The following is an 18,432-nucleotide window of genomic DNA, read 5'->3' on the forward strand; positions in this document are numbered from 1 at the left end:
TTCTTTTACGCGATTTTTCTTTGACGCGATTTTTCTTTTTAGGTTTGACGTTTTACACTGCAGGCAAAATTCTGAGAGTCAGCCATGAACGACTGGTTGTTTGTCTACGGTACTCTGCAACAGCACTGGCTGGCGGATGAATCGAAGTGGCCTGCTACGGCCGATAAAAAGGCATTACGGCAATTGCGCCGCGCATTGCAGCAACAGGCACGCTGGTGCGGGCCGGCACAGATCCGTGGCCGTCTGTATCGTGTGGCTCATTATCCGGGGCTGATCTGTGATCCGCGCGGTGACTGGATCAATGGCGACCTGTACGCCTTACGCCAGCCGCAGACTCTGTTGCCATTGCTGGATGCCTATGAAGAATGCAGCCCGGCGTTTCCGCAACCACATGAATATCAGCGCGTGCGCTGCCCGGTGCAGGTTATGGCGGAAAATGGTCAGCGGACGCTGACGAGACGCGCCTGGGTGTATCGTTATAACCGTTCTGTGGCGGGGTTGGAGCTGCTGGCGGGTTACTGAAAAACGCTTCACGGCTTAACGGTTTTTTAATCAGCGGGTAGGGTGGGCACTGCCCACCAAATGGCCTGTAAAGAAAGCCGCTGCTCAGCAATGAGTGGCGGCTTTCTTGTGGGCGATCTCGTAACTCTGAATGTAAATAGATGATGGGGTAGAACCCAACTGAATATGAGGAGAAAAGGTAAACAGCGTTTACCGAGCCGTTATCCTCAACCTCTGGCTGTACCAGATGCAGAGAACCATAACTGGTCTATGGATTTTATGAGCGATGCTCTGAAGTGCGGAAGAAAGTTCAGAACGCTCAACGTAGTGGATGATTTTAATCGTGAAGTACTGGGAATCGAAATAGACCTCAACCTCCCATCAAAACGTGTAATCAGAACATTAGATCGGATAGCAGAATGGCGTGGTTATCCTGCGCAAATCTGTACAGATAACGGCCCGGAATTTACAGCTTTGGTACTGTCAGAGTGGGCAGAAGAACATGGTGTGAAGCTTGAATTTATCAAGCCAGGAAAGCCAACTCAAAATGGTTATATCGAACGATTAAACCGCACATACCGAACAGAAATACTGGATTATTATCTGTTCAGTGACCTAGATGAAGTAAGAAATATTACCAGTCGCTGGATGATGGAATACAATGAAGAACGACCTCAAGAATCGCTTGGAGATATGACGCCTGTTGAGTATCGTGAGAAAGCATCCTCCCTAGAGATACTCTAATAATGAATGGCACTAATTCGGGGAGGGTTACAAGATTACCTTGAAAACCAATGAAGGAATAATAATGTCTGAAGAAATACAACAAAATTGGATAGCGAAATTTTGGAGAAGAGTCTGGGCCCTTTTCATCGATACACTGATTCTTGGTCTAGTAGGCTTTTTATTGGGACTGGCTCTTGATAGTACATTTGTTCAACTCGGTGGCTGGGGGCGATTTATAGGTTTCGTAATCGCACTGATCTATTTCGGAATAATGAACAGCAAGCTATTTGAAGGTCAAACTATTGGCAAAAAACTCCTCAATCTGAGAGTGGTTGATTCGGAGAACAAGACAATATCCTTGAGTAGGTCTGCTCTTCGATACATTGTTTTAGCTACCCCTTTTTCTTTAAATGGGGCTCAGTTCTCGAGTGAAGCGATGCTTTCTTTTTTGATGTATCCGCTTTCACTGATCATTTTTGGTGGGCTAATTTCGATAATCTATTTATATATATTTAACCGAGTCACTAGACAGTCCCTACACGACCTTGTAGCAGGCACATTTGTGGTTAATGCCAATATCGACAAGCAAGAGGTTGGCACAGTCTGGAAAGCGCATTTAGCAGTAGTCGCAGTGTTTTTTATCGCTGCTGCAATAGTCCCAGCCTTTACAGCAAGACTCGCGGAGAATGAACTATTTAAAGATATGCTCACCGTTCAATCAGCTCTCTCAAATGAGTCTGGAGTAACCTATGCCACAATTACTACGAGTACAACGACCTTTAGTTCCGTAAACGAAGGAACTAAAACAACTACCTACGTAAATGCTCAGGTCTTTCTTTCATCTAATAATGTTAGTGATGTTGATTTTGCCCGTAAATTAGCGGCAATAGTTGTCAAGAATTATCCAGAGACCAAGAATAAAGATGCCCTAAGAATAACTCTTACTTACGGTTATGACATAGGTATTTGGTCTCAATGGTCTAATCATACACATGACTTCAACCCTGGTGAGTTTGCAGGTGCGGAGTAAGCGTAATTTCGCAAGCGGCTGTTGTCTGGCGTGCCTACGCTTCGCTTCGGCACGCCTCTGTTGTAAGCGCTAAGCCCTCTGCCCCGATCGCTACAAAATTACAGATTAAAACACTAACCAATTAAGCTTCAGCCGGAGTGACACTCTGTCACTCCAGCTATAAAACCGCTCAGCTGCCTGCCTTCTTCATCACCGCTACAAACATACAGTCGCAGTCATCTTCCGGTGCACCTAACATTTGCTGGCTTTGCAGGCTGAAGGCCGGGTTGGCCTGCAGGAAGGCGCTGACGATGTCTTCGTTTTCGCTTACCTGCCAGCTGCAGGTGGCGTATACCAGCATACCGTCGGGGCGCACGGCCGGTGCGGCCTGGGTCAGAATATTCAGCTGAATCTGCTGCAGCTCGCTGCTGTCGGCGCTGTTAAAACGCCAGCGCGCATCAGGGTTGCGGCGCCAGGTTCCGGCGGAGCTGCAGGGCGCGTCGACCAAAACTTTGTCGAAGCCCTGCTGACGGGCAATTTCCTGTGGCAGACGCAGTGGTGCAGCGGCATCCCACAAAAAAGTCCGCACATTACGCGCACCGGCGCGGCTGGCGCGGCGTTTTAATTCGTCCAGTTTGTGCTGATGCAGATCGGTGGCGACTACGGCGCCTTTGTTGTTCATCTTCGCTGCCAGAGCGAGGGTTTTGCCACCGGCACCGGCGCAGGCATCCCAGATTTTATCGCCGGGGCGGGCATCGAGTGCGGCGGCAATCTGCTGGCTGGCCAGATCCTGAATTTCGATCACGCCGTTACGGTATAACTCGCTGCTGTTTACGCCGCGGCCACCGCTGGCGCAGAGGTGGTCGTCACGCAGCTGGGCGCTGACGCCTTCTTCCTGCAGGCGCAGTTGCAGGGCTTTCAGCTCCCGTGCATCGGCCGGTAATTCGTTCAGGCGCAGGTCGTTGATGCGTAACCACAGCGGCGGAAAGCCATTCTGCATCTGCAGGAAACGCTGCAGGTCGCTGTCTGACCACTGGCTGCGTTTGGCGCGCTGTTGCAGCAGCGGCAGAAAGGACGGACGCACGCCGTGCCAGAGCAGGGCAAGCGGGGATAACGGTTTGGCTTTTACCTGATGTTCGATGCTGGCAAACAGGTGGGCGCGTTGTTCGTCCTGGCGCACCATGCGCACGAAATTCCAGGGCTGCAGGCTGCGCAGCTGAATCCAGTACCAGAACGCACTGGGGTGCATGGTATCGGCAGCGGCCGGTTGCCATTGCTCATCCCAGCTCTGCCAGTCGTGCTCAGCGGCATGGCTGGCGCTGACGCCGTTGCGTTCATTCAGCATATCTTCCAGTGCACAGGCCAGTTGCTGAAAGCGCAGGGCACTGAACATGGCTTCGCTCAGGGCGCGGCTGTTGTCGGCGCTGTCGGCCTGACGCGGTGCGCGCAGCTGGCCACGCAGCCAGCGGTCAAGCGGCGGTTTTACCGCCTGCGACTGCCATTGTGACCAGAGCTGGATAATACGGGCTTCATCACCGCTGCCGCGGCGGCCATTAGCTGAACCTGAAGCGGCACGGCTCTGGCGTTGTTTCTGCGGCGGGCGCGAACTCTGGCTTTTGGCCGGGCGTTGTTTGCTTTTTCCGAAGGTGGAGCCGGAATTTTTGGCCGGGCCATGAGATTTGCGCATAGAGAGTATCTGCCGTTGCGGAGCGAAAGGGGCCTTAGATACGGAAAAGCCGGGAGTGTGACCAGTTAAAAGAGTTTATAGATGGGGGAATCTTAATTCTTTTTAGCTATCGGTTGCTGTAACCGCCCGGATTCAGGCGCTTTGCCGGTATTGCGAGGGTGATACGCCGGACCAGGCTTTGAAGGCCTTGGCGAAGTTACTGGCGTCGCTGTAGCCCAGTTGCTCGGCGATCAGGTCGATGGCTAGATCTTCCTGCTTCAGCAGGCGCTGGGCGTGGCGGTAACGGACATCGTCTTTCAGCTGCTGAAAACTGCTGCTGTCGGCTTTGAGTTTGCGGTTAAGGGTGGCGGCCGACATGCAGAGCATGGAGGCCACATGCTCAACGGTGGGCATATCCTGCAGCCGGTCGTTGAGGATTTCCCGTACTTTGCCGCTGACAGAGCCGCTTTGAGTCAGGCTGGTGAGTGCGTTCTGCAGTTGCTGCTCGGCGAGGGTTTCCAGCTCCGGGTTAAAAAAGGGCAGCGGATGTTCCAGGGCATCGGCCGGCCAGGTCAGGCTGTTGTCGCGCTGTTCTCCGATTACGCTGCAATGCGGCAGGGTGCTTTGCTGTGCCAGATCGGTCGGGCAGACCATGCGAATGCAGCTTTCAGCCGTCAGGCCATGGCTGCCGACCAGAGTGCGGCAGATGGTTTCGACGCTGCTGAGAAAGGCCAGGGTAATAAAGGGGCCGGCAACCGGATTATCAAAACGTGGGGTAATGGTCAGGTGGCGGTGATGTTCGCTGCTGGCGCGGGCGATTTCGAAAATCTGAGCGCGGGTTTCAACATAGCGCATCACCTTTAATGCCGCATCACCCATGGTGGCACTGTACTGCGCGGCGTAGCCCAGAGCACCGTGCTTGGACAGGGTCATGCGCTTGCCGTATTCCAGCGCGATACCGAGGTCATTGGTCAGGCGGCAGAAGCGTTCAATAACCTTCAGGCAGGATTCATGGCCAACGGGCACGCCGGGCTGGAACAGAATCTGTTCTGGCAGGCCTGAATCAATCAACAGGTCGGCGGCCGATATGCCGCGCTCGAACGCCAGTTCGGTCAGCAGAATCAGATAGTCGGAGGAGATGCTGTAGGCGCCGGTGCCGATGGTCTTCATGCCTGATGTTATGCCTGTTTCTGCGGTTATTGTTTTTGCTTTTTTGTGCCGGTATTGCTGTATCCGTCAGGGATCTGCTCCGGCGACTGCGTTTGCGCTTTTTGCACTGGAGACTGCAAGCTTATCACCGGGGGACAGTTGCCCGAGTATGTCATAGTGCTGAGCATGTCAGGATGTCTTATCTGGCCACTGTTATCCGGGCACTTTTATCCGGCTAATGTTAAATGACAACGACGCTGTAGCCGCTTACAGCAATGACCTGTCTGCAGCCTCCCTCGATCCGTCGCGTTATAAGGCTCAGGTTGCCGGCAGACCCTGTTCTATCTCTGGAGTAACACCATGACTGAGCACAACAATAAATCACAGTCGGTAGAAATCAAACCACGGCGCATGGCGTTCGATACCGCCGCGCCGATGCGTAAGTACACCTTTAAAGATAACTCGCTGGTCAGCACGTTTTTTTATGCGCTGTCGGCACTGTTTCCGGATGGCGAGCGCTTCTTTATTCACTCGGTGCGTAACTATCAGAACGAAATCAAAGACCCGGTATTGCTGGCGCAGATCCGCGGTTTTATCGGTCAGGAAGCACACCACGGCCACTCCCATGAAGGGCTGAATAATACCATCGACCAGATGGGCTTTCCGATGCACGAAATTACGGCCCGGCTACAGAAACGGGTAGCCATGCTTAAGCGCACGCTGGGTCGTGGCCGTCAGCTGGCACTCACGGTAGCGATGGAGCATTTCACCGCATCCATGGCTGAGTTCCTGCTGAAAAATCCGGAAATTCTTGACGACGTTGATCCGACCATCCGCCAGATGCTGATCTGGCACGCGGTGGAAGAAATCGAGCACAAGGCGGTGGCCTTCGATATTTACCGTCTGAAGGTGAATAACGAAAAACTGCGCAAACGCGTGATGTTTATTTCGATTATCGGCCTGTTCTCACGTCTGGCGTACTATCAGTTCCTGATGCTGAAAGCCGACCGGCATTTTCCCAGTCTGCGAGAGTGGGTTGAAGCGACAAAATTCTTCTGGGGTAAAAAAGGCATTCTGCGTGACAACCTGAAGTCGATGCGTCTGTTCTTTCAGGATGGCTTCCATCCGTGGGATATCGACCAGCATGACCTGATCGACGGCTGGCAGGAACGCTTCCCCGATATTGCTGCTCTGCAGATGAACTGAAGTTTATCCTGAGCGGCCTGGCCTTTGCCGTTCAGTCTGCAGAAGGTAACGAAAGCCTGAATATCCGCTGAGGATATTCAGGCTTTTTCGTATACGGGCAGTGCTGTCGTGAAAAGCGGAGCAGGGCTACAGGCTCAGCAAAGAGCCTGAACCGGCTTTACAGTTTTTGACACAGGCGACAAAAAGGGTGTTTTTGTGCATAATAGCCCGCCTTAATTCAGGGCCTGTTAGCACTAAGTGAATCGGACCTGCTGAGAGCCAGTTTTTCTCAGAACAAGGAGAGAGGAGTGATATTAGCGGGCTAAATGAATGACGAACGACGATGTTAATGGGGAAAACTGGCCTCAGCCCGAAGGGTTATGGCTAAAAATTCCTCATCCAGCGTTGCTGTTCGTTCGCTTAACCCGTTAGGCCACACTCTCAGCGCCTTGTTTGAGAAATTTTTAGCCAATAACAGGCCTGTTTAATTAGTGCTAACAGGCCCTAAGGGTAATGCTTATGTCCATCGAACAAAGTCTGCTGCAGCGCGCGGCTAATCAGTGCGAGCTGTGTACTTCTGCCAACGATCTTTCTCCGTTTCTGGTGCCGCCGCACAGCCAGCTGACCGTCGACAGCGGTGTTGTTCTCTGCGCTACCTGCAAAGCCCAGGTTGAAGGCGGTGAGCCGGATGCTAACCACTGGCGTTGCCTGAATGACAGCATGTGGAGCCAGGTTCCTGCGGTACAGGTGCTGGCTTACCGTATGCTGAAGCGTCTGTCGGCCGAGCCATGGGCGCAGGATCTGCTGGATGTGATGTATATGGAAGACGACACCCGCAAATGGGCAGAAACCAGTGCCGCAGCGGCCGATGATGACCGTGAACCAACCCGTGACAGCAACGGTGCTGTGCTGCGGGCCGGTGATAACGTCACCCTGATCAAAGACCTGGATGTAAAAGGCGCCAACTTTACTGCCAAGCGCGGCACCATGGTGCGTGGTATTGGCCTGACTGATAACCCGGAGCATATTGAAGGCCGGGTAAACGGTACGCGTATTGTGATTATCAGTGCTTACACCAAAAAAGCCTGAGTTACGAAATTGATCGTCTCAAAAGCCGGATTTATTCCGGCTTTTTTGTGGCCGTTATTCAGGCTATGGTGATGGACTTTATTCACAGTCAGACAGTATCTGATACAGGGAGCATGTATGCAGGAAAAATTAAATTACGTCGAATTTTCCAGCCGCGATCTGGCGGCCAGTAAAACCTTTTTTCAACAGGTTTTTGGCTGGACATTTCAGGACTATGGCCCGGAATACTGTGCTTTTTTTGCAGCCGAAGCCGGACTGGATGGTGGTTTTTATCTGGACCCTGAAAAAGCGCCGGCCGCCGGTGCATTATTGGTGTTTTATTCTGCGGAGCTGGAACATTGTCTGGCACGGGTAGAAGAGGCTGGCGGGCAAATAACAAAGGCGGTATTCAGCTTTCCCGGTGGCCGGCGTTTTCATTTTTCAGAACCCGGTGGCAATGAGCTGGCGGTCTGGTCGGATAAAGCAGCGGAATAGGCCGACCGGCATAGAACGACCAGAGTCGGATTGGAATCGGTATGTCTGATCGGTTATAAACAACCTTTGCGCCGCATTGTCGGCGTGTTGAGATTGGCAGATGGGGTATTCATGCACAGCGAATTCTGGCACGACAAATGGTCAAAAAAAGAGATTGGTTTTCACCTCGACGAGGTGAATAAAGTCCTGCTGAAATACTGGCCGGATATGCATCTGGCCACAGGATGCAAAGTGTTGTTGCCTCTGTGTGGAAAAACGCTGGATCTGTTCTGGTTGCGTCAGGCTGGTTATGGCGTGGTCGGTATTGAACTCAGTGAAATTGCGCTGGACGAACTGGCCGCTCAGCTGACTGCGGAACTGGACATTGCCATTGAAAAAAACCGTGAAGGCGAGCAGGTGTTTTATCGTGGCGACGGCGTATTACTGATTGCCGGTGATTTCTTTAACGTCAGCCGGGAATTGCTGCAGCGTGAGCTGGGTGGCGATATCGATGCGGTGTATGACCGTGCGGCACTGGTGGCGTTACCGGAAAGTATGCGCCGGCAATACAGCCAGCATCTGCATGCTCTCAGTCATGGTGCGCCACAGATGCTGGTGACCCTCGATTATGATCAGAGTCAGATGGACGGCCCGCCGTTTGCGCTCAGTGACGCCGAAGTACATGCTCACTACGATGCGTTGTATACGCTGACATTGGCGGAAGAGCGGGAGCTGATCGAGCAAGAGCCGCGCTTTAAGGCCCGTGGCCTGACATCCTTTAAACAGCGGCTGTATTTTTTACGCTGAGTGCGGATGTCGGGCTGTGGCGGAGCTTATACGGCTCCGTCAGTCTCAACCGACAGAACACAAATCCCGCCGCTTTGCGGGTAATGCCAGACCACATTGATATCCCAGAAACGCACACCGTAACGGCGGCTCTCATCCGGCTGCTGATAAGCCGGTTTTGGGTCCTGAGCCAGGCACTGTTCCACCAGTGCCACAACGTCTTCCCCCAGTCTTTTCGCCTGTTGTTGTGCTGCCGCCAATGCGTCTGGCTGCCAGCTGACGCTGACGGTGACCGGTGCCTCACTGGCGATGCCATTGTGGGCACCGGCAATACTGTCGGCGTAGGGGACATAGGGTTTGATATCCAGGATAGGAGTGCCGTCGAGCAGATCGACACCGGATACCCATAATCGCGTGCCTTCCACTTTTTCCAGCCTGACCACTGACTGGCCAATACCGTTGGGGCGGTGGGTGCTGCGCGTGGCGAATACTCCCAGTTTCTCGTTGCCGCCCAGACGCGGTGGCCGTACCCGCAGCCGCGGTGCTGCAGGATCATCGGCCGGTGCCTGATGGAACTGAAACAGCAACCAGATATGGCTGACCTGCTCCAGACCAAGCAGGGCTTCCGGCTGATTGTAAGGTGGTAGCAGCTCAATCACCGCCCGTGCAGCCAGTGCCAGTTGTGGCTGGCGCGGAATGGCAAACTTTTCGGCAAACGGCGTACGCGCAATGGCAACTGGCTGCACGCTGGTGGGGCCGATTGCAGAATGTATGGCTGCTGGGCTCATGACAGATTATTCCGGAAAAAGCGGCAGTATACCTGTGGTCGGTTCGCGCATACGACCCCGCCATGATTTTGTGCAGAGCTTGTGCTGGCGTTGCGCCGACCCTGCAATGGCGCACAGGTTCCGTGGTGTTTTTTTCAATACTGAACATGGATGTTCAAAAAATTTATTTGAAGCCTAATTTGTTTCAATAAGTTACCTAATGATTACCATCTGATACAAATTGGCCGTTTTTGTGCTGGCATACTGCCGCCGCATTCGACGAACAGTAATAAATCCGTCGGTTATTCCGCCTGTGGGGTTCTCCTGACCGGGCGGCTCACATAGCGTTTCAGCAAGGTGTTCTGATGTTCAATAAACCATCCGTTCTGGCGGTTGCCGTAGCGGCAGCTTCCCTGTTCAGCGCCGGTGTTCAGGCTTCCGGTTTTAAAATTAATGAGCAAAGCGCCAGTGGCGCCGGCCGTGCCTTTGCCGGCAGCGCAGCGGTTGCCAACGATGCTTCTGTGGTGTTCTTTAACCCGGCCGGTATGAGCCGTCTTGAGCGCTCCCAGGCCAGCTTTGGTTTTACCTATCTGCAGCTGGAAGGCAGTTTTGAAGGTGTACGCACCAACCCGACTGGTATGGTGACCAGCGATACTGCTGAAGCCGGTGTGTATAACGACGGTGGCGATTTTATGCCGGATAAAGTCATTCCGTTTGGCTATATCGTGCACAAGCTGGATGACAAAGCGGCCGTGGGTCTGGGCATTTTCGCGCCGTTCGGTACCGCAACGGATTACAAAAGCGGCTCTCTGGCCGGCGGTTTTGCCGATGAGACTCAGCTGTCTGCCATTGATATTCAGCCAACCTTCTCTTATCAGCTGAGCGATACCCTGTCATTCGGTGTGGGTATTGATATTGTTTACGCTCAGGGTCTGCTGAGCAAAGAACTGGATCTGATTCCTTATGGCGCTCCTGGTGCTACCGATCCTCAGTACAAAGGTTACGAAAACAAGTTTGAAGTCAAAGGCGATGATATCGGTTATGGCTGGAACTTCGGTGTAATGTGGGATGCCAGCCAGTCGACCACACTGGGCTTTGCTTACCGCTCTGAGATCGACTTTGATCTGGAAGGTAAGTCTGAGTTTAAGCAGTCTAATGGCGTTGAAGTTTACAATGCAGACCTGAAAGGTCATCCACTACTGGATCCGGATGACAACGGTATTGTTCTGGCGGATGCAGCTATTGCCGCAGCAACTGGCAGTTACAATCCGGCCAACACATACACCGGTAAAGTCGATAAGCAGGACTCCCGTGTACCTCTGACCGGCCCGCGTTCTGCGACCTTCAGTATCGCGCATAAGCTGGATGACCGTCTGCAGTTGCTGGCCGGTGCCACCTGGACTGACTGGTCTTCGTTCAAATACTTCGATGTGATCGCGACCAAGTCCGGCATCATCGATGACCTGAGTGGTCTGGGTGAGAACTACGTTGGCCATATCGTTGAAAAATGGCATGACACCTGGTCTTACTCTGTGGGTGCTGAGTACAGCCTGAATCAGGACTGGACGCTGCGTACCGGTTACGCCTTTGACGCTTCACCGGTTAAGGACGAGCACCGTACTGCGCGTGTACCGGATAACGACCGTCAGTGGCTGACAGCAGGTGCCACCTACAACCTGAACGACAGCTGGAGCTTTGATGCGGCCGTGGCGTACCTGTTTATCGATAAATCCAAGATCGACGAGTACAACTACGATCTGGACGATGAGCAGAAAGGCGCCGACAACCTGAAGGGTGAGTTTGATGTGAATGCACTGGGTCTGTCTTTCCAGGCAAACTATCGTATGTAACAGACGCTTTTAACCGGTCTTAAAAAAAGCCCGTATGGAACTCCATACGGGCTTTTTTGTGGGCGTTGATCAGGCCCTTAATTGTTTGCCGCGAGGCTGGCGGTACGCACTCTGGGGTTGGTAAAGCGCGCTGGCAGTTCCTGCTGATAGCCGCTGCGCTGGTCTTCAATACGTAACTCCAGCGCCTGGCTTGGGGTGTCGGTGGTGCGCTCGATATCCAGGCTGTGGGCGGCGCGCTGACCGGCGCTGAGGGTGGTGTGCAACAGGATCTGCTGCTGATCGTAAACCGTCAGCTGCATAGCGTCTTGGCTGCGGTTGTGCAGCTTCAGGGTGTAGCGGTTAATCAGGGTGTCGTCCGGTGTCAGCTGGTACAGAGCCAGGCGGTCGCGCTCCAGGCTGGCACTCAATGGCGGTTGCAGCAGTGTGGTGACCAGAATGACGGCAAAGGCACTGAGTGCCAGTGCGCCATAACCCCACAGACGCCAGCGCTGCAGCGGGCTTAGCTGTTGCTCCGGCTGATAGGTAATGAGTCCGGTGGCACGGCCGATCTGCAGCATTACTTTGTCACAGGCATCGATGCAGGCACCGCAGTCGATACAGGCAATCTGCAGACCGTCACGGATATCAATATTGGTCGGGCAGACCTGCACACACAGACCGCAGTCGATGCAATCGCCGCCGCTGTTGGTATTGTCAGGGTTGTGCTTACCCCGGGGTTCGCCACGCGCGCTGTCGTAGCGTACGGTGCGGGTCTGGTTATCGAACATCACCGACTGAAAGCGGGAGTAGGGGCACATATGGGTGCAGACGGATTCGCGCAGCCAGCCGGCGTTGAGAAAGGTGAGGGTGCTGATCAGGATCAGCCAGAACATAGCGACGCTGCTGATATCTCCCTGGATAACATCACTCCACCACTGCGCCAGCGGGTAGAAGTAGGCAATGATGGTTATGGCGGTCGCCAGACTGAGCAGTCCCCAAGCAACAAACTTCAGTGCCCGGCGAACCTTCTGCTGGCGGCTCCCTTTCCCCTGATCCAGCTTGCGGCGCATCTGGCGTGAGCCTTCGATTTTCTCTTCCAGCCAGATAAACATAAAGGTCCACACTGTCTGCGGACAGCTGAAGCCACACCACAGGCGGCCGGCGTACATGGCAACAAAAAACAGGGCGAAGGCACTGCCGATCAGCAGACCACTGAGCAGCAACAGATCTTCCGACCACAGGAGCCAGCCGCCGATATGAAACTGCTGAGCATTGAGGTCAAAAAACACCGCAGGTTTGCCCTGCCAGCTGAGCCATGGGGTGATAAAGAACACTGCCAGCAGCGGCCAGCCAACAGCACGGCGCCAGTTGCGGAACAGGCCGCTGGCCAGACGCACCCGGTGCGGCGGCTCGTCAATCATATGCAGGGGGATACGGTTGTCGTGGCGGCGGCGGGCGGCGGTGAACAAAGCGGAGAGCAGGGGAATGCGGGGGATCATAACCATCAGAACCTGTGAAAATCTTTGACAGGCTCCTATGGCAACCGGCGTACCAGTTATTCAGGGCGCATAAATACTGGGGTTTTGGTCATTACCTCAGATACAAAAACGATATCCGGAGTCGATATATAGTTTTATGCGATATGTCGCTTTTTGTTACAGCAGGCCCAGCTTTTTCATGCGTGAGCGCAGGGTGGAAACCGGCAGGCCCAGCAGTCTCGCAGTGCCCTTATCGCCACCGATCATACCGCCACAATAGTTCAGGGCGCGCAGGATATGCTGCTTCTCGGCTTCCTGCAGAGGGAGTGGCTTTGTCTCCTGCCCGTTGTGGTCCTGCAGGCTGGTCATGCTCTGTAACAGCGGCAGTTGCAGCTGGTCGCTGCTGAGAATCAGGCCGTGTTCGAGCACGTTGGCCAGCTCGCGCACGTTACCCGGCCAGGGATGGTTCATCAGCTGGCGCAGTTGTGCCGGTTGCAGGGCCGGCGCCTTGCGGTTCAGACGGCTGGCCAACCGCTGCAGCAGGTGGGTGGCCAGCAGCGGGATATCAGCCTGGCGTTCACGCAGAGGCGGTACATGCAAAGGGAAGACATTGAGGCGGAAATACAGGTCGGAGCGGAACTGACCACTCTGTACCATGGCAGCCAGATCGCGGTGGGTGGCGGCAATGATACGGACATCTACCTTAATGGTGTGCTGGCTGCCCAGGCGCTGGATTTCACCTTCCTGCAGTACACGCAGGAGTTTTACCTGAGCGGCGGCGGATAATTCACCGATTTCATCGAGAAACAGAGTGCTGCCGTCGGCCTGTTCAAAGCGGCCGATACGGCGCTGGTGGGCGCCGGTAAAGGCACCACGTTCGTGGCCGAACAGCTCACTTTCGAGCAGGTTTTCCGCCATGGCACCGCAGTTCACCCGCACCATGGGTTTGGCAGCACGCGGGCTTTGCTGGTGCAGACTGCGCGCGACCAGCTCTTTACCACTGCCGCTTTCACCCAGAATCAGCACGCAGCTGGGGGTAGGGGCCACCTGACGGATACTGTGCTGCAGCTGCAGCATGCCATCGCTCTGGCCGAGTAGCTCCGATTCTCCCTGCTGATCACGCAGCTCTTGCTGCAGGTACTGGTTTTCGGCCTGCAGCTGGCGCTGCAGCTGACCTACCTGATCAAGGGCAGCCTGCAGTGAGCGCTGATGTTGCAGGCGTTCACTGATGTCTTTGAATACCACCACCGCGCCGGTAATGACACCGTTGTCGATGATGGCGGTGCTGGAATATTCCACCGGAAACCAGCTGCCGTCTTTGCGCCAGAAGACTTCCTGATCGCTGTAGGCGGTGATGCCGGTCTGCAGGGTCTGGTAAATCGGGCAATCTTCCTGCGGATAATGGCGGCCATCCACATGGCTGTGATGATGAAAGCGGTGGATACTCTGGCCTTCGATTTCGGCCTGGCTCCAGCCGGTCAGACGTTCGGCCGCCGGGTTTACAAAAGTCGCGTGGCCTGCAGCATTAAGGCCGTAGACACCTTCAGACATCGCCTCAAGAATACGCTGATAGCGATGGCTCAGTTCACTGTGGCTGAGTGCGCTGTGGCTCTGGGCTGGGGAATTCTGACTGGCGGACATGGCCTGGCCTCGGCTGACAGGGTTAACCGCCAAAGCGGTACAGACTAATTGAGTTGCCGCAGTATATCAGCTGTGTGCAGCTTGTCCGAACGGGCGGTGGCGGGTAGGCTTGCTGCTGTTTTTTGCGATACAGACAAAGGAAAGGAAGATATGAAGGGGCAGTTGCAGAACAAAATTCTGGATATGCGTGAGCGTCTGCAGGACTGGTGGACTGATGGTGGTGTGGTACGCAGCGCGGTACTGCTGGGGCTGGTGGTGTATCTGCTGGTATGCATTGTTCTGGGATTTCTGTGGAGCTCTGAGCCGGATATGTTCCCGGTGCGCGAGCGCGCTATGCAACGTGCTGAGGCGATGGGCGTTGAGCCGGTGGTTGGTTTCACCACCACCGCAACGCTGATGGAAGTGACGGCGGCTCTGTTAAACAAGCAGGGAGGCTATCTGAGTAATGATGTTTTCCCGCCGGGTTTGTGGCTCGACAATATCCCTAACTGGGAATACGGCGTGCTGATTCAGGTGCGTGACTTTACCCGTGCCCTGCGTAAAGACTTCAGCCGCTCGCAGAGCCAGTCTACTGAAGATAAAGACCTGTCGGTGGCGGAACCGCAGCTGCACTTTGATAACAACAGCTGGGCAGTTCCTTCTTCTGAAGCGGAATACGAGCGCGGCCTGAAAGCACTGGATAACTACCTGCACCGCCTGGCTGACCCGAAAGAACCGACGGCACAGTTTTATGCCCGTGCCGATAACCTGCGCCAGTGGCTGTTTGATGTGGAAACCCGCCTGGGCAGCTTGTCGCAGCGCCTGAGTGCTTCCGTAGGCAAGCGCCGTCTGAACACCGATCTGGCTGGTGACAGTGCTGCCAGTCAGTCAACGCCGGCGGATTATGATCAGGAAGTGAAAACCCCCTGGACGCAGCTGGATGATGTGTTTTATGAAGCGCGCGGTACCGCCTGGGCGCTGTCTCATATCCTGCGTGCGATTGAAGTGGATTTCCGTGACGTGCTGGATAAAAAGAATGCACTGGTGAGCCTGCGGCAGATTATCCGTGAGTTGGAAGCAACCCAGGAGCCGCTGTGGGCACCGATGATTCTTAATGGCAGTGGCTTCGGTCTGTTTGCCAACCACTCTCTGGTAATGGCGTCTTATATCTCCCGTGCCAACGCCGCCATTCTGGATTTGCGCGAGCTGTTGTCGCAGGGCTGATTCTATAGATCTCCGGGTGGCCAGATCCGCCCGGAACCCCCTCCTGATTTGTTGCCTCGGGCCACTTTCTGGCGCCATGTAACCCATGCTTTTTTCTGCCTGTCTGACGCCTGAGCTTACTGCTTCCGGTTGACGCAATCTGGCCAATTTCTGCGAACTTTACATAATGTTTAGCTGCTATCTAAGTGGTTGAATATTAATGTGTTTTTCTTATTTTTTCGTGTTTGAAGTAAAACAATCGTCCAGCATATAAGTGGAACGGCTGTTTTGGTTCTGGTATCTTGCACGTTCGTATCACCGCTAGTCCGTACGTATAACAACAATAAAAAATTAGGGAGAGTCAGATGGCATCAAAGTGCTGTCTCATCCTGGCCACAATGATGGCCGGTTCACCTGCTCTTGCGCTTGAAGCGCTGGATGAAAGCTCGCTGTCGGAAGTGACAGGTCAGGCTCAGGGGTTGCGTTATACGTCGGAATACGACGCGCGTATTGATTCCATTTCTTATATCGACGACGACGGCCTGGGTGCAGATGGCACCGTGGGCAGTATTTCTATGTCGCCAATCCGCGTTTACACCCAAACCAACCGGCCGGTTCAGGTTGATCTTGAAGTAAAAGATGTTGGTGGCCGTAAGGCGCTGGTGTTCACCAACCGTGACCTGCCGGTTGAAGTGGAAATAGGATCCATTGCCATTAATGAATATTCCCTTGGTGGTTTTGGGCAGGGCAATTTCCAGATAGGCGCTGGCGATTCTATGGTTACTTACCTGTATGCCGGCGGCTTTGATGGTAATGGCCTGACGCTGGATCTGGATATTCCCAATTCGATGTCTTACGAAACCTACATTGACGATGAAGGTGCACGCTTTACCACAACGGTGGACTTTTCTGACCCTTATGATGCAAACGGCGGTGGTCTTTTCCTTAAGGATATTACCTTCGACTTAGTTGGCGAAGGCTTGCGTATGGGCCTTCCTACAACGACCGGAGGTAACATTAACTTCTATAACGCCCGGGTTGGCGACGATGTTCTTAACAGTATTGCTCTGCGAAATATTGTGCTGACTCCAGGCGGTTATTTGCTGATTAAGAATGCTCGTGGTGCCAGTGAAATCGGTCTGGAGATGGATGCTGTACTGAAGCAGGGTTCCAATTTTGATTATGTGTATATTGCCGGTGAAGTGGATGGTTCTTACCCCAACCCGAATGTGTTTGAAATGTCAGCAAATATCAGCCTGTTAAGCGACTTCAGCGTCAAAGGCATGCGTATGAATGTTGATGGTCAGCGTGGGCTGGTTTTTGATTTTGATAATACTGACCCTTCCAGCGGTGTTACAGCCAATATTCTTGTTCAGGATTATACGTTGCAGCGCAGCGATAAGGTCGCTGCCGCTGTAAATCCGGTGAGTATCGGCACGATGGATATTCAGATGAACCTGACCAATAACAGTTATTTACAGGTTGAGGGGCATTAATATGGCGCTGCGTAAATTGCTGTACCTCTCTTTTGTTGCTGTAACTGTACCTGTGATGGCGATGCAGCCTCTCGGTGATGAGTCTATGGCAGCCGTATCCGGGCAGTCGGGTATCACTATTGAAATGACTACACAGGATCCGAATGGTGATTTTCTGACAACAGGCACCATCCGGTTTACTGAAAACGATAAAGACGGTAAAGGTAAAGATTTTCTGGAAATCGGCAGTCTGAAGTTACGCACCATCGAAACTGATGGCGCAGGCAATATGATTGGTGTCGATACAATCCGTACAGATATTGATATCGACAGTGGCGGTAACATCAGCATCCGCAGCAGCGATATTAATACACTGGATCTGGAGTTGGGTGAGATATCCCTTAGCGGGCGCACTCTGTTCGGAGCTATGCGTTTCTCGGTCTGGGAATTTGTTGGTAACAGTTACCTGGAGACGGTACTCCTCAACGATGTTGCCGGCTCTAAAATTGCTTTCCGTACAGTGATGGAAGCGGGTAGTGGTCTGACCTATCAGTTTGATGAGGATGGCCTGACTTTTTCTTCTGATGTTGTATTTTTGCCTGCAACCGGACAATCGGAATTTCGTAGTGAGTTATTTCTGACCGGCGATAGTGACAAATTAAAACTGGAGCTTGGTGAAACCAGTGGCAGCTTTGAAATCAAAAATATTTCACTGCTGGACCCTGCCGGAAATAACATTTTTGGTGCAAACAACTTTGGCGATGTGGGCTATTCCGATATTACTATTAATACCGGTTATATGACGATTGCCGCGAATAACACGCCTGGTGTCGATGGTCTGAAAGGTGTTGTTAACGCAGATCTGAATATTGGTAGTGCGTTTTACCGCACAGGAGATCAGCGCCTGAATATGCGCAATGTCCAGCTGCGCACTAATGGTGAAATTAACTATCAGACGGATTTTACCGATAACGGTTATTCAACAGGTATCGATGCCACCATTTATGGTGTCAGTGATCTGGATCTGATTATTGGTGCGCTGACTCTGAGCTCCGGAGATGGCAGTAATGAATCTCTGAGCATGGGGTCATATGCAATCGAGAATCTTAACCTGAATGGCGGCAGTATCGAGCAGCAGCTCTATACCTTGCCGGGAGCTGGCGCTCAGGGCATGCAAATGGATCTGACAATCGCAGGGACAACCAGTTTTGATCTGACTATTAAAGATGATCCTGCAGTAAACAGCGGTGATCCTGACCCAACGCTTACCGCCGAAGTTGTTCTGAATAATGTCTCTGTCTCGCAAACCATCGACCAGACCAGTAAAGGCCTGCATATCGGTATTCTTAATCAGAGTATGGATGCCAATATCAATGCCATTCGTGTCGGTGATGGTTTAATTCAGCAAGGGCAGAGTGGCCGTTTGGTTATGAATAATCTTTCGCTGCAACCGGGTAGTTACTTCCGGATAGAACCGCTCCAGTAAGGGCCTGTAG

At 53.3% G+C, this 18,432-nt stretch carries 15 protein-coding genes and 1 pseudogene; 11 read left to right on the plus strand and 5 right to left on the minus strand.

Translation table 11 applies throughout. From position 1 onward, the window contains the following. Positions 1–84: 84 nt before the first annotated feature. The 3 genes and pseudogenes from MT343_RS05370 to MT343_RS05380 all read left to right on the plus strand — a co-directional run bounded on the left by MT343_RS05370 (position 85) and on the right by MT343_RS05380 (position 2,257). On the plus strand, positions 85–522 hold the full coding sequence (locus tag MT343_RS05370; protein WP_145469117.1) for a gamma-glutamylcyclotransferase family protein: 438 nt from the start codon (positions 85–87) through the stop codon (positions 520–522). Positions 523–678: 156 nt separating this feature from the next. After that, positions 679–1,245, plus strand: a pseudogene (locus tag MT343_RS05375) (IS3 family transposase); the annotation flags it as partial. A 64-nt stretch (positions 1,246–1,309) separates the two neighbouring features. Beyond that, a complete protein-coding gene (locus MT343_RS05380) occupies positions 1,310–2,257 on the plus strand; it encodes an RDD family protein (protein WP_145469119.1) in 948 nt (315 codons plus the stop codon). A 169-nt stretch (positions 2,258–2,426) separates the two neighbouring features. Here MT343_RS05380 and MT343_RS05385 read toward each other — a convergent pair whose 3' ends face one another. Both MT343_RS05385 and MT343_RS05390 read right to left on the minus strand, forming a co-directional pair. After that, the gene (locus MT343_RS05385) at positions 2,427–3,923 is read right to left on the minus strand and encodes an RsmB/NOP family class I SAM-dependent RNA methyltransferase (protein WP_145469120.1); all 1,497 of its coding nucleotides are present in this window, start codon (positions 3,921–3,923) and stop codon (positions 2,427–2,429) included. Between the two features lie 132 nt (positions 3,924–4,055). Continuing rightward, positions 4,056–5,072 (minus strand): helix-turn-helix domain-containing protein, encoded by a 1,017-nt coding sequence (locus tag MT343_RS05390; RefSeq protein ID WP_145469121.1) that lies wholly within the window; start codon positions 5,070–5,072, stop codon positions 4,056–4,058. Between the two features lie 339 nt (positions 5,073–5,411). Between MT343_RS05390 and MT343_RS05395 the strand changes: the two genes are divergently transcribed. The 4 genes from MT343_RS05395 (at position 5,412) to tmpT (ending at position 8,585) form a co-directional block, all read left to right on the plus strand. Then, complete coding sequence (locus MT343_RS05395; RefSeq protein ID WP_145469122.1) at positions 5,412–6,257, plus strand: metal-dependent hydrolase; 846 nt, start codon at positions 5,412–5,414, stop codon at positions 6,255–6,257. Positions 6,258–6,755: 498 nt separating this feature from the next. Beyond that, positions 6,756–7,325 carry a PhnA domain-containing protein gene (locus tag MT343_RS05400; protein ID WP_145469123.1) on the plus strand — a complete coding sequence of 190 codons (570 nt, stop codon included), beginning with the start codon at positions 6,756–6,758 and terminating at the stop codon, positions 7,323–7,325. Between the two features lie 117 nt (positions 7,326–7,442). Next, complete coding sequence (locus MT343_RS05405) at positions 7,443–7,799, plus strand: VOC family protein (protein ID WP_145469124.1); 357 nt, start codon at positions 7,443–7,445, stop codon at positions 7,797–7,799. A 111-nt stretch (positions 7,800–7,910) separates the two neighbouring features. Next, a complete protein-coding gene (tmpT, locus tag MT343_RS05410) occupies positions 7,911–8,585 on the plus strand; it encodes a thiopurine S-methyltransferase (RefSeq protein ID WP_145469125.1) in 675 nt (224 codons plus the stop codon). Between the two features lie 26 nt (positions 8,586–8,611). Here the strand turns inward: tmpT and tsaA are convergent, their stop codons facing one another. Beyond that, positions 8,612–9,352, minus strand: a complete 741-nt coding sequence (tsaA, locus tag MT343_RS05415; RefSeq protein ID WP_145469126.1) for a tRNA (N6-threonylcarbamoyladenosine(37)-N6)-methyltransferase TrmO — start codon at positions 9,350–9,352, stop codon at positions 8,612–8,614. Between the two features lie 344 nt (positions 9,353–9,696). Between tsaA and MT343_RS05420 the strand changes: the two genes are divergently transcribed. Continuing rightward, positions 9,697–11,181: an OmpP1/FadL family transporter gene (locus tag MT343_RS05420; RefSeq protein WP_145469127.1), complete on the plus strand. Its 1,485-nt coding sequence runs from the start codon at positions 9,697–9,699 to the stop codon at positions 11,179–11,181. A 77-nt stretch (positions 11,182–11,258) separates the two neighbouring features. Here the strand turns inward: MT343_RS05420 and ccoG are convergent, their stop codons facing one another. Continuing rightward, positions 11,259–12,659, minus strand: coding sequence for a cytochrome c oxidase accessory protein CcoG (ccoG, locus tag MT343_RS05425; protein WP_186435912.1), 1,401 nt, complete (start codon positions 12,657–12,659; stop codon positions 11,259–11,261). Between the two features lie 156 nt (positions 12,660–12,815). Next, on the minus strand, positions 12,816–14,279 hold the full coding sequence (locus MT343_RS19530; protein ID WP_145469129.1) for a sigma-54 interaction domain-containing protein: 1,464 nt from the start codon (positions 14,277–14,279) through the stop codon (positions 12,816–12,818). Positions 14,280–14,429: 150 nt separating this feature from the next. Between MT343_RS19530 and MT343_RS05445 the strand changes: the two genes are divergently transcribed. The 3 genes from MT343_RS05445 to MT343_RS05455 all read left to right on the plus strand — a co-directional run bounded on the left by MT343_RS05445 (position 14,430) and on the right by MT343_RS05455 (position 18,422). Beyond that, entirely contained in the window at positions 14,430–15,482 is a 1,053-nt protein-coding gene (locus tag MT343_RS05445) for a DUF2333 family protein (protein WP_145469130.1), read from the plus strand. 344 nt (positions 15,483–15,826) lie between these two features. After that, the gene (locus tag MT343_RS05450; RefSeq protein ID WP_145469131.1) at positions 15,827–16,957 is read left to right on the plus strand and encodes a DUF6160 family protein; all 1,131 of its coding nucleotides are present in this window, start codon (positions 15,827–15,829) and stop codon (positions 16,955–16,957) included. A gap of 1 nt (position 16,958) precedes the next feature. Further along, positions 16,959–18,422 (plus strand): DUF6160 family protein, encoded by a 1,464-nt coding sequence (locus MT343_RS05455; RefSeq protein ID WP_145469132.1) that lies wholly within the window; start codon positions 16,959–16,961, stop codon positions 18,420–18,422. The last annotated feature ends 10 nt before the right edge of the window (positions 18,423–18,432 follow it).

The sequence above is a fragment of the Venatorbacter sp. C2-1 genome (assembly GCF_022832715.1).
GTDB lineage: Bacteria > Pseudomonadota > Gammaproteobacteria > Pseudomonadales > Oceanobacteraceae > Venatoribacter > Venatoribacter alkanivorans.